This window comes from Pseudoalteromonas piscicida (genome assembly GCF_000238315.3).
GTDB classification, from domain to species: domain Bacteria; phylum Pseudomonadota; class Gammaproteobacteria; order Enterobacterales; family Alteromonadaceae; genus Pseudoalteromonas; species Pseudoalteromonas piscicida.
On sequence record NZ_CP011924.1, the window covers coordinates 1,597,830 to 1,612,741 of the forward strand.

6 protein-coding genes and 1 pseudogene are annotated in these 14,912 nt (G+C 44.1%); 2 read left to right on the forward strand and 5 right to left on the reverse strand.

The window, feature by feature from the left end:
• Positions 1–483: 483 nt before the first annotated feature.
• Positions 484–1,965 (reverse strand): annotated as a pseudogene (locus PPIS_RS07320) (DUF3612 domain-containing protein).
• A 145-nt stretch (positions 1,966–2,110) separates the two neighbouring features.
• Here PPIS_RS07320 and PPIS_RS07325 point away from each other — a divergent pair.
• Both PPIS_RS07325 and PPIS_RS07330 read left to right on the forward strand, forming a co-directional pair.
• Complete coding sequence (locus PPIS_RS07325) at positions 2,111–2,599, forward strand: aldolase/citrate lyase/malate synthase family protein (RefSeq protein WP_010379126.1); 489 nt, start codon at positions 2,111–2,113, stop codon at positions 2,597–2,599.
• Between the two features lie 94 nt (positions 2,600–2,693).
• A complete protein-coding gene (locus tag PPIS_RS07330) occupies positions 2,694–4,880 on the forward strand; it encodes a cation:dicarboxylate symporter family transporter (protein ID WP_019647613.1) in 2,187 nt (728 codons plus the stop codon).
• Positions 4,881–5,006: 126 nt separating this feature from the next.
• Here the strand turns inward: PPIS_RS07330 and recD are convergent, their stop codons facing one another.
• The 4 genes from recD to PPIS_RS07350 form a co-directional block, all read right to left on the reverse strand.
• The gene (recD, locus tag PPIS_RS07335; protein ID WP_010379130.1) at positions 5,007–6,884 is read right to left on the reverse strand and encodes an exodeoxyribonuclease V subunit alpha; all 1,878 of its coding nucleotides are present in this window, start codon (positions 6,882–6,884) and stop codon (positions 5,007–5,009) included.
• Positions 6,881–10,420 carry an exodeoxyribonuclease V subunit beta gene (recB, locus tag PPIS_RS07340; protein WP_010379132.1) on the reverse strand — a complete coding sequence of 1,180 codons (3,540 nt, stop codon included), beginning with the start codon at positions 10,418–10,420 and terminating at the stop codon, positions 6,881–6,883. Before recB ends, recD begins: the two co-directional genes overlap by 4 nt.
• Complete coding sequence (gene recC / locus PPIS_RS07345) at positions 10,407–13,664, reverse strand: exodeoxyribonuclease V subunit gamma (protein ID WP_010379134.1); 3,258 nt, start codon at positions 13,662–13,664, stop codon at positions 10,407–10,409. Before recC ends, recB begins: the two co-directional genes overlap by 14 nt.
• 126 nt (positions 13,665–13,790) lie before the next feature.
• Positions 13,791–14,816, reverse strand: a complete 1,026-nt coding sequence (locus tag PPIS_RS07350; protein ID WP_010379136.1) for a GGDEF domain-containing protein — start codon at positions 14,814–14,816, stop codon at positions 13,791–13,793.
• Positions 14,817–14,912 lie beyond the last annotated feature (96 nt).

Sequence of the window (14,912 nt, forward strand, 5' to 3'; positions counted from 1 at the left end):
TTGAAGGGTGAAATAGCATATTAGCTTCGTTAAAAATTTCTCATTTAGAACAACTAAATAGCAAAATTTTTGCCTTGCTACTAAAGCTATTTCCCCGCTTCAAGATAGATCATTTACTTAATACAACTGGTATTATTAATTTGGTTTTTTGAAAAACCTAAACGCAATTAGCGTTAGGGTTTACATTCGCATTGATACGGAACGTGATAAAACCCACCCAACAACTTGTCGATGGGAATAGAATTGAAATTCAGGTGTGGCTATTCGTCGAACCACTCACTCAAGTGGTAATTAACGGAACATTCATGCAGATCACTAGGGCGTTGTTTGTTGTAGATGAACATTTACGTCTCCTAGGTGATAGTTAAAAGAATGAGTATTAAGCAGATGTAAACAATCCGCTTAAAAAATATGGCATGCAACGCGTACCTTTTCAACTTTTATTATCAAAAACTCAACAAAAAAATCATCGAGTGACGTCAATTACGGACTCTCGACATAACAACTCGGCTTTCTTGGACAGCTTTTTCCTCGAGTACAAATCACCCGAACAGAGCCCTCAAGCCCTCTTTCAATCCACTGGATATTTAAAATCTTGGCAACACGGAGTAATTGGGTTTTCATATGATAGGGCACCACGCTCGCACCACCATGGCTAATACAAGCTTGTTGCAACTCTCCAATCAAGGCATCAGCATCAATCCCTTGTGCATTAATAGCAGGATTGAGATCGAGACCCGCGCACAGCACTCTTGGACGATTCGCAACATCAACGATTTTTACTGACTCACAGCAATACAGACGCGGTTTGCCATTAACATTCAGGATTGAAAGTTGAGCACTGGCACTATTACTATCATCATGAAATTTACGAAATACGGCCCAGTGCTGACACGGATCGGCAACGCTACGCATATTGCCCCAAGGTAAAGGAATGCCATTGCCTCGATACACCGCCTTGAGTTTACCGGCTTGATAAGCATCAAAATAATGCCAATGTGGATAAGGTGAAACCGATGTCATTCTGCGCATTGCGACGGAAGCAGAAATACCAAGTTACTCATGGACGCGTACATCGTAACCTCGGCTTTCGAGTAACTGCCGAAATGGTGTACGGGGACACAATAAGGCCCCTGCAAAGAAGCTCGATTCAAAATCCTGCCACGCGCTCAAAATATCCTGAGCATTTGGAGTATCATGATCGGGGTTATCGTTACTTTTACGACTTTCTCCAGTAGTGAGTACACATTCTAAACCCTCACTATTGTGAAGTACGGCATGGCCAATATGAACGGCTAAATCGTATTTCATTCTCGCGGGATGTGCGTGCAATGCGCGATTTATAAACACCATGTTTGGCTCTTTGAAATAAGAAGTGATCATCCCCTCTCCGTCAGGCGATGATTGCTCAAACCACTCCACTTTTCGACCTTTTGCTATCAAAATTGCCATGAGGTCATCACAGCTGAGATAGAGATTTTTACCTCCCACTTCATCGGCTGCTCGCTCTAAATCAGGAAAGTGGTTTTGATGGTGTTCTTGGTGGGCACGGATCAAAAGGTGCGCAAACTGCCTACCACTGATCCCCGCTTGGGATAGCATTTCTGGGATCGCAATTTGTAATATCTCTTTGGCAAATAGAAAGTTGGGCTCTAAAGCCATCCCCATTATCCCACCGAAATTGCCTTTATCTGGCGCAATCTCCGGCGCTTCAGGTTGACTGTCTAAAAACCACTCAATCGGTTTTTGAAATACAGTAGAGAAGTTTTCGAGCATCGCTTCGCTTGGCGTACGCTGACCTCTTTCAATCATTGACAGGTAGGAAACGGAAGGCGCGCTGGTTGGATCTTGCTTAACACATCGAGCCGACAAATCTTCTAAAGTCAGATGGTTACGCTTTCTTAGATTTCTTATTTTAGTACCCAAAAAGTGAGACTTTCTAATTAAGCTTGCAACTTTTGCCATGATTTCACACCCCATTTTTGTGAAATTCACACTGTGAAATTCTTTTTGTGAAATTATATGAATATTTAACTTACACTCAAAATGTACACGAAACAACCAGAATATATTTCCCAATTTATGACAACATGAACAAGTGAGGTGGATCATGGCAGCGCAATTACAACCGCATACAGAGCAACCAATTGACGATACGAAAGCGCAACAGTCAATGCTGGCAAAACAGTATCTTGATGAACAATGTCCTTTAGAGTTTGGCTCACACATGGAGGTGACAGACTATGTGGTTTACTACAATCACCTGCTTGCGTTTTTTGCCAACGGCACCCATTGTGGTTTAAAAAATTGTAGCCAATTCGTCGCGCTTTGCGGTCACCGTGAAACTCCGGAGGCTATTTTGTTAAAACAAGACGATGGCTTACATATTGAAATTACTTTCAATCGCACCGGAATGCTCGGCCAATTTGATAGCGCCCATATCGAAGATATTATCGTCGAAACACCACTGGCGTCTGTGGTTGGTAAAAAGACTAAAACCCAGCTACAAAAACTGTGGATGAGCTTTTATCATGGCGTGCAACAACCAGCAGGAAAAGCCTGTTATCGTGCCAAAAATGGGGATGATTATGAACTTTGAGTAAACACTCGATAATTTGTAATCAAATCGCTCAAACATTCAGTAAGTTTTAAGCTAAGCTAATTAAAATACCGCTCTTTTTTCGACTGAGCACATGACCAAATTGCTTAATTTTCTAAAAAACATTAACTGGATGCTTTGGGCGCTCATACTTGGCATTTTTGCGGGTTTAGTTTTCGGTGAACGGTTATCATTTTTAAAACCTATCGGTACAGGTTTTGTAAACCTGATGCAAATCACCATTCTCCCTTATATTGTCGTCAGTCTTATCGTGGGTTTAGGGAAATTTAATCCCGAACAAGTTAAAAGCATTCTTGCAAAAGCAGCGCTAGTCATGATCTCCATTTGGGTGGTAGGTCTTGCTGTGATCTGGTGCTTTATTATGACATTACCAGCGCATGATGCCGGGACCTTTTTCTCCCCTGCACTGGTCGCCGCGGCTCCCGAAGTAGACTTCGTTAAACATTATATTCCCTCTAATCCATTTGCTTCTATGGCAGAAGGTAATGTACCGGCCTTAGTCATATTTTGTATTGCGCTAGGTATGGCGCTTATTTCTAATCAAAAGAAAAACCGTTTACTCGATGTGTTAGAAGTCGTTGGTCAAGGTCTGTCAGTTATTTCCAAGAAGATCATTGCCATCTTCCCTATTGGCATTTTTGCGATGACAGCAAGCACCGCAGGCACCATGAGCGCAGAAGAACTGTCTGAATTGCAAGTGTACTGGGTTGTCGTTTTATGTGTCGGCGTGTACTTGATGTTAGTACTACTACCTATGCTTGTTGCCGCACTCACCCCTGTTAAGTATCGCGACCTCATCATGGTTATGCGCAATGCATGGATCACCGCATTTAGTACCGGAAACGTTTTTATTGTATTGCCGGTGATCACCGAGGGGATCAAAGATCATTTACGCAAAATTAAGCAAAGCGACGAAAGCTCTGATCACATCGCTGAGGTGTTAGTGCCTATCGCTTATACCTTCCCGAGTTTAGGAAAGCTTACTACCCTCATTTTTGTCTCTTTTGCGGCATGGCTTACCGGCAATCAGATCGGCATCGAACAAATTCCTAATGTGTCTTTATCAGCGATGCTAAGTTACTTTGCTAACGTGCATATCGCTATTCCCTATTTGCTCGATACCTTGCGTGTCCCGGCTGATACTTATCAGTTATATCTATCGATGTCAGTACTCACCGCAAAAGTGGTTTCACCGACCACTGTGGTATATATCTTCGCATTTGTATTTTTATGTATTTTTATCAATCGCAGACAATTACACTTAAAACGCGTACGTTCAGTTTATTATTTAACGCTATTATCTGCATTACTCCCAGCATTTATGCTGTTGAGTTTTACGGCAAATAATTATCTCGGTAAGCAAACTAAATCGGCCGATGAGGCCATAGCTAATATGGTGATCTCGGATACCGTCCCTGCTCATGTGCTTAGCTATGTCCCTAAAGCATACCAAAGTGGTGAGCTGTCTCTGACGAATATCGATGTGATTAAAAAACGTAACCTGCTGCGTGTAGGATATCTTATCGATAATGTGCCATTTAGTTACTTTAATCAAAAAGACCAGTTAGTGGGTTTTGATGTCAGCCTCGCACATAGGCTCGCATCCGACCTTGGGGTTAAAATCGAGTTTATTCCTTTTAAAAAGCCACAACTGGCAGAGTATCTCAACAAAGGATATTTCGATATTGCAATGTCCGGCCTTGAAATTAATATTGCCGACTTACAAAGCGTGCGCTTTAGTGACAAGGTGTTGGAGCTGCAACTGGCGCTCTTGGCCAAAGATCATGATTTAAAGAAGTTTGCTGACAAGTCAGCCTTGCTTACGCATGATAAACTGAATTTAGCTCACGTTGAATATGCTCCACTACTCAAACAATTGGCGCAGCAAAACCCTAAGGTAAAAGTGTCCAGTATTAACAATTTGCAAAGCTATTTTAAGCACCCAGAAAAATATGACGCCTTAGTGATCAGCGCAGAGGCGGGCTTTGCATGGAGCATGTTCTACCCTGAATTTGGTGTTGTGGTACCGGAAGGGGCGAGCTTGAAATACCCCGTTGGATTTGCTGTCGCCAAGCGCAATCAAGATCTACTGAGTTATGTAAATGCTTGGCTGACTATCCAGCATACCAATGGCCGTATTGAAAAAACTTATGATTACTGGATCTTAGGAAAAGGTAGTGTACAAAAGCAAACTCGCTGGTCGTTAATGGATGAACTGGAAATCGACCCAAACACACTCATTGATAAACTGAAGTTCTAATTAAAAAAACGCCGTCAGTTAACACGTTAACTGACGGCAAGTCTACTCACTGGGCGAGCTAGCTTTCAAGCTCACTTTAACCTTAGTCAAACCATAAAATAAAACAAGTTTTTAACAAAAAATTCATCAATTTGATAACCGACTTCGTAAACCACTACTGCGGCTCACACTTCGATTCATACCCTGCACTAATACTTTATATTGCGCCACCAATTCAAACTGCTGTTTAGCTCGGGTGATCCCTGTATAAATGAGCTGGCGGTTTATCCCCTGCTGCGCACGTTGAATTGGTGGTAGTATCATTGCCGTGTAAGCAAACTCCGAGCCTTGCGATTTGTGGATAGTCATTACATACACTCTATCAAAGCTCGGCAATCTGGCAGGATAAAAGCGCCTAACGCTGCCCTGCTCATCAATAAATGATGCCTGTAGCTCACCCTGTTCGTCACGTAAAATGATCCCGATATCGCCGTTAAACAGTTTCAACTGGTAATCGTTTTGAGTGATCATAATGGGCATACCAACGTAAAATCGCCCTGTCGGTTGTACCAATCCCATTTGACTGAGCTTAAGCTCTATTCTGCGATTTAATTCGTTCACACCGTAAGGGCCTTCTCGCACGGCCGCAAGCAATTGATAACTGGCAAACTCGCTATGTATTATGGCCTCACTCTCACCATGATGAATGGCAAGCAGGTATCGCTGGTATTGCCCCGCCGCTCTGGCAATTAAGGCATTGTAGGTTTCACTATTTAATTCATGATGCTGTATATCGCTATAACCTTGCCTCAGCACGCTGTCTAATTGCCGCTTATTATTGCTATTTACGGCAAATGCTAACTGGCCAATTCCACTTCGGCTGTCAAAACGGTGACTTTTTTGTAAAAATGCCAGATTATCTTCCAACATAAAGCCAGCGCTGGTATCACCCGACTTAGGCAGGTTTTGTTTACTCAGCTCAGCTAGCTTTGCTTTCAGTGCCTGACTGTAATGTGGTGCTTGCCCAAGCGTTAAGTTTTCACATAAGTCGCTGAGTACGTTACCGGTATCTACCGATGCCAGCTGATCTTTATCGCCGAGCAAAATAAGCCGTGCATGTTTTGGTAATGCATCCACCAGCTTTGCCATAAGTGATAAGTCCACCATGGATGCTTCGTCAACAATCAGCACATCAACATGCAGCGGGTTATCTTGATTGTGACGATAGTGTACGCTATTAGGAATAACGCCTAACAAGCGATGAATAGTTTGCGCCTGCTCCGGCAGTAAGTCGGCAAGCGCTGGCGGCAGATTTAACCTCGCTTTCGCGCCAATAATTGACTCACTGAGCCTAGCAGCGGCTTTGCCGGTTGGCGCCACTAGCTTGATGGTCAACGGCGCACTGCTATAAAGCGATTGTAAAATCGCAAGCAGTTTTGTGACCGTCGTGGTTTTTCCCGTACCGGGGCCGCCCGTGATGACACAAAATCGCTTAATGATTGCAAGTGTACAAGCTACTTTTTGCCAATCAATGTCTTCTTCACTGGTTGGAAAAAACGATGCCAACAGTGCACCCAGTTTTGCTTCGTCCAGCGTTACATCGGCTTTTGCCAACATTTCAAAGTGTCCTGCAAGCCTTGCTTCATAATTTGCTAATCTCGCCAAGTAGAGCTTATTAGCGTATAACCGAAGTGGCTTATCTTCACCGATTGCAGGATGCTGTGCGAGCGCGCTAACGGCTATACCTGTGCTTGAAAATGGCGACAACTCTACAGCTCCATCCGCAACCGCGTAGCCGAGCTCAAACGGGTCCTGATAATTAATATTGTCTAACTCTAAACAACTATGCTGACGTCCATGAGCGATTAATAATAGTAAAAATACATAGAAGTGATCGTCGTAGCCTTGCTGATTCAACAACTTGGCTAGCGCGATATCGGCTTTTCCGACTCGTTTGTGTTCAAGCAATAGCGCCATGAAACCCTGATGATCAAATGCCTCAAAGTCCATACTTAACTGGCTCATACAGACTCCTCAAATAATGCATCTAATTCTAACACCTGCTCTACGCTTAACTGATTGAAGAAAATCCCCTGATTGTCCGGTAATGCGCGTAAGAACAAATAGTAGTTCCCGCCCAAATGCTGCTCAGGGTTATAGTCCACAAGGCGCTGCTTTAACAAGCGGTGAAGTGCCACGGTATAAATCATATACTGTAAATGATACTGATGAGACGACATCGCGGCATTGAGGTTATCGTAGTGATAATCTTCTGGGTTATCGCCAAGGTAGTTGGACTTGTAATCGAGCACAAAAAACTGTCCTTGCCACTTGAATATTAAATCGATAAACCCCTTCAGCATGCCTTTCACATCATCAAAATTTAAAAACGACTTTTGCCCAGTGATATCACTGAGGATCTTGTTCAGCTTCACTGCACTGAGTGGTTTCAGTGGCAAGTAAAACTCCATTTCAACAATGCAGTCGTCCGGTGGCAGCACACCAAGTTGTAAATGAGGATGTGGCGCAAGAGGTGCTGCCAAACAGCTTGTTATCCAGCGCTCAGCGGTCTCTTGCCATTCAGTCGCAATACCAAACTTATCCAAAGATTTCGTGACCGCTTCGGTCAGCGTAAACTTATCTTCGTTTTTAGGGGAATGCGGTGCGGTAAAATCTATGAGCTCAAAGATTTCGTGCAAACAGCTACCCGGCTTGGCGCCCTTAGGGAAAGTATAAGAGGTTTTTTCCCGCTCTTGACGCTGTTCAGGTAAGTCCAGTAAATGGTTTTCGTCCACGGCCCCTGCAGGTTTATCACCATGATGCGTGTGATAGCTTAGCTGGCTAAAGCTTGTAGTACGCCAATGGCGTTCAATCTGACCGGTGAAGGTTTTCGCGGACAAAGAAGCTAGAGGCTTGTCTTCAAACGTCGTTTTTATCGCTTGCTGTGGCGCGGTGATTTCATCTAATCTTACACATTCCATTGCCGCATGTGCTTCACATAACTGACTTAAAACACTTTGCCAAGCCTCGGCACTGTCGAAAGTTTCCGTGCCAAACAGGGCAAATCCTAAAGCCGTTTTGTGCAGCGCAGACTTTTTACTGCGCCCTTGTTGAATGTCGTAAAGCCCAAGCTCGCAATAATGCACCGCGCGTGTCAGCGCAACGTAAAGTAAGCGAATATCCTCAGCCAGTCGTTCTTGCTCTGCTTTTTCTTTGGCGTCATCACTGGCTTCAAGGTCGACAACTAACTTATCCCCTTGGTGATAAACTAACGTATCAGGCTCACGAAACCCAAGCGCAAATGGCATAAAGACAATCGGATACTCCAAACCTTTTGATGCGTGCATGGTCACAATTTTTACCAAATTGGCATCGCTCTCCAAGCGAATTTGGCTGCTGTCACTCTGGGCGTTATTTAGCTGCGATAAAAACCAACGTAACACACGACCCGTGCCATCAAGCTCTAATTGCTTATGCTGTAAAAGCTCAGCTAAATGACGGAAGTCAGTAAGCCAACGCTCCACTTCCATTCCCTGCTGTTGCCAAATCACTGGCAGCTCACAAGTTATCAATAAGTGTTCCAGCATCGCCATCGCACCAGAGCGATACCACAGCTGTGTTAACTCACTAAATAACTGTAAATAACCTTGCCACTGCTGCTCATTAAACTGCAAGTCGTATAGCGCTTGGTTGTTTAAATAAAATAATGGTCCCGCAAGCACGCCTCTGAGCGCCGCTTCGTCGTAACTCCCGTGCAGTACATCAAGCAATTGATACAACGCAATTGCTAACGGCTGCCTAAATACACTATCTCTGGCAAGGTAAACACTGGCAATATCGAGTTGATTTAAGGCTCGTTTGATCAAGCTCGCTTCTATGCGGTCACGAACTAAAACACAGATATCCGCTGGCACAACTGGGTTTTCGCCAATCTTGGCAACCCCCGACTGCCCTTGCTCGATAAGCGCTGCAGCTCGACCAGCGAACACCTGACTTAGCCGCGCTTGCGCGGCGCTTTTGTTAAGCGCTTCATCCTCATTTGGTAATACACTAAAGCGCAGCGCTGACGACTTTTTAGATGCGATAGTAAATTGCGCATCCTCGGCTTTACCTTGCGCGCTCACCTCAATGAAAGGGATATCTTTGTTGTAGATAAAACTATTGGGATGGCGAGTAAATATCGTATTCACTGCAGCAACCACGTCACTATCGGATCGATAATTGGTTGCAAGCGTATACTGCCTGTTTTGCGCAACTCCTTGCTTTGCACCGATATAAGTAAAAATATCCGCTCCGCGAAAGCCGTAAATGGCTTGTTTTGGGTCGCCTATCAAGGTTAATGCCGTATTTTCCTTTGCATAAACTCGGCTGAAGATCCCATATTGAATAGGATCGGTATCCTGAAACTCATCTATCATGGCAACTGGATATTGCAGTGCAATTTTTTCGGCTAAGCGTTCACCACTATCGCCCATCAGCGCTTGATGCAGCTGCTTAAGTAAATCGTCGGGAGAGATCAAGCCATATTCTTCTTTATGGGCGTGAAGCAAAGCCCTTACCTCGGTCACCGCTTGTTGCACCAGCGCGATTTTAAGCCCACTCCCGACCAATTGGTGGAGCTCTGCCAAGGTATCAAAGTGACGAATGAGCTCATGCTCCAGCGGCGTTGTATTCTTTTTATATTGAGCAACATCGGCAAGGCTTTCACTGCCCCAAAGTCCAAAGGAATGATTACTACTACCAAACTCAAACCACCACTGCTCACCGTTGACATAATCCTCCAGAGCTTGAAGATTAGCTTTTCGCCCTGGTGCCCGATTGCCTGCCAGCCCTGCGTTTTTCAACACATTGATGTAGTCAGCTTTGACTATTTCGGCCTTTAGCCACAGTGCTAGTGTTTGGTATTTTTCACGTGCGGCAAACACTGCATCTAAGGAAACAGAGGGTTTAATTTCGGCATTTTCTCTTGCTAATAAGGGTCTAACTTGCTTCGCCAGTGCATAAGGTGTAGCAAATTGCTCTGTCACAGCCTGTGTTTTTTCTGTATCTAGCGGATAGACAAAACGTCGCCAATGATCTGCCATCGCGGCGTCAATCAAGTCGCTCTCGTCGAGAATAAATTCGAGGTTAAATGCCACCTTAGACTCAAAAGCGTGTTGCTTCAGCATTCTTTGACAAAAGCCGTGAATGGTGAATATCGCGGCCTCATCCATTGACTTAGCAGCTGCATCAAGGAGATCAAAGGCACGCTTTTTATCTTCAACTTGCGCCAAAATCGCATTGATCAGTTCATCTTTACAGACTTCACCTAGTAGCACGTCTCGAGCTTGAATAATGCGTTTTCTCACTCGGTCTTTTATCTCTTGTGTTGCCGCTTCTGTGAAAGTTACCACTAAGATTTGTTCAACGCTTAACGGCTCATGTTGCTTATCAGAAGTACGCAAACCGAGTAAATAACGCAGATATAAACCGGTGATGGTGTAAGTTTTCCCCGTACCTGCACTGGCTTCAATTAGGTTTTGGCCACTTAGAGGCATAGTAATGGGATTAAGCATCTCCATGGCGTACCTCCTCGGCGGCATCAAGAATAGGTGTTAACAAAGTAAGGCTAAGTGCACAAAAACGCGCTTCATGAGCTGACAAATCGCTAAAGCATAGTTGAACATAGGGATCTTCCCCTTCTCCTCGACCAACATATTGCGGCTTAAATTTATTTACCGCCTTTTTAATATCCTGTGTCTTGGCGTATTCCATGCTAGAACTTGGAAAAAATGCCACAGGTTCACTCAGTGCTTGCTTATAAAAAGCCAGCCACTGCTCCAAATATTGCTGTGCTTGCGGCTTTGAAATAGCGGCAAAGTGCACGCTTTGATCTAGCCCGACAATATAAGTAGTGACTTCATGCCCCATTACACAGGCCGCGCAGTGATGTAAAAACCCTTTAATCAAATCTTTGGCTTTAATACTGGCGCTACGATAATACACTTGCCTGTTGTCATACACACAATCAAGCCAACCAACCAGTATATGCTCTGCAACACCAAGTTTTAGCTCTAGAGGTTCCTTGGGTTCATTAAGCAACGGGGTCAATACGTTAACCATAGGTTCAACGCGGCTGAGCAGCCCCTCTAGCTGTAGTTTGCCAATATTTGCTTGAGGCAGCGAGCCTCTTTGTAATATCTGTTCAAGATTTAAGGGCTGTTGTTGTAGCTGAGCATCCAGCACTTCATCTAAATATTGATAGCGCTCTAACGCATCTAATGCAAAAGGCTCTTCATCGAGTGTTAACGCTTCTATTGGCTTGAGTTTAATGCCCAGCGCTTGCTGATAAAATAACTTTTGCGGCTCACAAACGCCGCGCAGCAAATCGCTAAACTCAATTTCTGTGTCTAAAACTGGTGCTAGCGGTTTTGTCTCATCAGCTTGCGCCGATCTATGCTGCCAAAGCCAGGTACGATTGTAGCTCTGTAGTGAGCCTGCTTTAAAATGTTCGGGATTAAAAGGTTGTAATGGCAGCTGTGAAGTTAATCGAGCAACAAGCGACTGCTTTGGCATATCTTCAAAATAAAAGCTGCGGTCTAGATATTCAGTCAACTCGCTGACTAGAACAGATGGCACCTGGGCTTCGTTGTTAAAACAAGAGCGGCCAATATAACTGATATACAAGTTTTCTCGAGCACTGAGTAACGCTTCTAGAAACAAGTATCTGTCGTCTAGTTTTCGTGAGCGATCGCCTTTATGTCTGGTGGAGTGTGCGACTAAATCAAAACCAATAGGCTGTACGGTACGAGGATAGTCCGCGTCATTTAGGCCAAGCATACACACCACTTTAAATGGAATAGCACGCATCGGCATCAGCGTACAAAAGTTTACCGTTCCGGCTAAAAGGCGCTGCCCAACCCCTTTCTCTCTAACGCCTTGCTTGACCAAATACGCTAAGATTTTTGCTGAGACTGGCGCTTGAATATCGCCATTTTCATGGTGTTTTTCGATGTTCTCTATAATCTGCTCAAGCTTAAGTAAATCCCAACTCTGTTCAGACTCTGACGAGTAAAATAGCGCCATGGCTTCACGTAGAATTGCTGCGAAGTTCGTTAAGGTCTTTTCGCTGCTGAGTTGTCGCTTTAACCAAATCAGCGCATCAACAAAGCCGATAAGCTTGTTAAGTACCGCCACCGACATCCCTTCGACTTCATCAGCAGGATAAATAGATGCGAACGGCGTCTGTTCGTCGTTTGTTGCAACCCCTAATAGTAAACGGTTGAGTCCATGCTGCCACGTATTTAATGGTATTTTTGGCAAACCATATTCGCTTTTATGGCTGTCATTTAAGCCCCATTTAACACTGACCTGATCAAGCCAATAGCGAATTAAGTCAAACTCATGGCTTTCAAGGTTAAACTGTTCGGCGATCGGCAAAACGCCCAACAAATCGAGAATATCCGATACACAAAAACGGTTATTGGGTAAGTCTGTTAGTGTCACAAAAGACGTTAAAATAGGCCGCTCTTGCTCGATTGCAAGATCGGAAATCGCATAAGGGATCCTTAGCCTATCTTCACAGCTGTCAAACACTGCTTTAATAAATGGCGAATAGGTGCCCACATCAGGCATCATGACAATAATGTCTTTAGGCGTCAGGCTTGGATTTTGTTCAAACAGATTGAGTAAATAATCATGGAGCCGTTCGACCTCACGCAGTGGTGTGTGGCAATCCTGCAAAACGATACTGGTATCATCGGCCATAATGGGTAATTTGCCCTGCTGCGAAACAAACCAATTTGGATCAGCGGTTAACGACTCTCCTTTAAATGCCAACTGGTAGATCTCTTGCTGCACCTGGCCAAGCAGGCTGTCATCAAACGCGTCATCAAATCCATCTATCCAACTGGCATCAAGCTGCAATAATTGCTCAAAATAGTCACGTCCGAGCTTTCCCCATGAAGAGAGGAGTGGATTGCCAATGTAGTAATACTCGCCGTCTTTCGCTTCAAGTTCTGGCATCTTGGCGTATTTTGCAGCGACTTTAGCTTGAGTCTTCTCATCGACTAAATCTCCCCAGTAGTGTTCACTGGGGTTAAAAAAGAATAAAAATACATTCGTTTTTTGGCCAAGCGCTTGAAAAATATCAAGCTGACTGGTCGATATGGCCGAAAGTCCAAATATACAGATCCGCTCGGGAAGTTTGCCTTCAGGTGCATTGGCCAGCCCTTGCAGTAACTGATCGTGCATGTTGGCACGGTGATACGGACTTTGTTCAAGTGCTTCAACATGGTGGACTAAACGACGCCAGAGATCAGGCTGCCAAGGGGCGATGGCTTCAACATCCACATCTATAAGCGTATCTTGGCCCTGATCCCAAAGTTCAATCCACTGAGGGCGGTACATTAAATATTGGTCAAAAACGTCGGCAATTTTTTCACACAATGCAAAGAGTTTAATTCCTGACGGGTCGGCACCTAAGTAGTGCTTAAGCGCAATATATTGAGGCTTATCAATGCAGTCGGGTAATAGCGTAAATAGCTTCCAAGTCATATTGCTTTTATTAAAAGCGGATTCCTTGGGAACATCATCAATGAAATTTTGGTATAGCTTCCAAATGAAGCTAGATGGTAATGGAAAGTCGACCTGTGCACTTATTCCTAAGTGCTGACTCATGCCTAGTTTGAGCCATTCAGACATACCAGGAGATTGTACTAACACCACTTCTTTTGCAAAAGGGTTAGCGAGCGGTGCTGATTTTATGAGTGTGCAGAGTTGCGCCTGCAAGATTTCCATTCGATTCGATTGGATGATGTGTAACATGTTGTCTGCCATGCAGTTTAACGCTGCGTTAAGTGTATCTGAATCTTCCTATAAGCGGTAGTTATTGAGGTTAATGCGAGTGCGCTTGAATAGAAAAGCGACAACCGTCGCTTCTCAGATAAACTGTTAGAACAAATCTATATCAGAGCTCTCTTCCGGCGCTTCAATTTTATGCTCAGACAGCAACTCTTCGTAAAAACAAAGCATATCGCGACCGTTATCTTTTGCGTAATAAAGTGCCTTGTCGGCATTTTCAAGCACAGTGATGGGGAAATCATACGGGCTAATGCGAGACATTCCGACACTGACGGTAAGCTTTTTTACGAATGGAAAGTGGGTATTTCGTACTAACTCCATAAACTCGTCCATCTTAGCTTTTATCGAGTCGTAATCGGTTGGCTCAAAGACCAGTACAAATTCTTCACCACCGAAGCGAAACAACAAGTCTGTGGAGCGAAAAAACTGGCGCATACGCTGTGCTAATAACAGTAAAACCTCATCTCCGCATACATGTCCGTAGTTATCGTTGACTTTTTTGAAGTGATCGATATCCATGATAGCAAGCCACGAGGTTGCGCCTTTATGCACCGAGCGCACATCACCATGCCATACCGTTTTATGCTGTTTGATAACTTGCTTTTCAATCAGTTGTTTCAAGCGCTTTTCAAAGGTTTGACGGTTTAGTAGTCCGGTGAGTTTATCGCGCTCGTTTTCGTGAAGAATGGTGAGATAATTTTCAAAAATGCGGCAAAATGCATTAAGTAGTACTTGATCTGCACTCGACAACCCGGTACTGATAACCGCTATCGCACCAGCAGGCTTTTCCTGAAGGCTGATTGGCACCCAACGGTGCTCGGTGCCATCTTTCGCTTGTACCGTGATGATACAGGCTGACTGCAAGCAAGAAATTAATTCCTTATCGGGCTCTTTAACTAGGCTTCGCTCTTCCCAATCAAATTCCTTATCGGACAGTTTTCTTAAGAGCAGGCTTCTCTCTATCGCGATCTCTCCGGGAACGAGCAGATCCTTATAAACAGCGACTTCTTTACAGCCTATGAACTCTTGAATAGTAGACACTAAGCTGTATTCGAGAGAATCAACGTCTCTCGTTTTTGTTAATTTGATAACGGAATTTAGTAAATCTTCTTGCATGTCCGACGCACTCACAACTGCATTGCTGGCATATTATTACACACTTAGCGAACAAATAAACTCCAAAGTACTCCTTTATTCCTATCAATGTTAAAA

Coding starts and splice junctions, on each gene's coding strand:
- PPIS_RS07325 (WP_010379126.1), top strand. CDS start 2,111: ATGGCAGCGCAATTACAACCGCATACAGAGCAACCAATTGACGATACG.
- PPIS_RS07330 (WP_019647613.1), top strand. CDS start 2,694: ATGACCAAATTGCTTAATTTTCTAAAAAACATTAACTGGATGCTTTGG.
- recD (WP_010379130.1), bottom strand. CDS start 6,884: ATGAGCCAGTTAAGTATGGACTTTGAGGCATTTGATCATCAGGGTTTC.
- recB (WP_010379132.1), bottom strand. CDS start 10,420: ATGGAGATGCTTAATCCCATTACTATGCCTCTAAGTGGCCAAAACCTA.
- recC (WP_010379134.1), bottom strand. CDS start 13,664: ATGTTACACATCATCCAATCGAATCGAATGGAAATCTTGCAGGCGCAA.
- PPIS_RS07350 (WP_010379136.1), bottom strand. CDS start 14,816: ATGCAAGAAGATTTACTAAATTCCGTTATCAAATTAACAAAAACGAGA.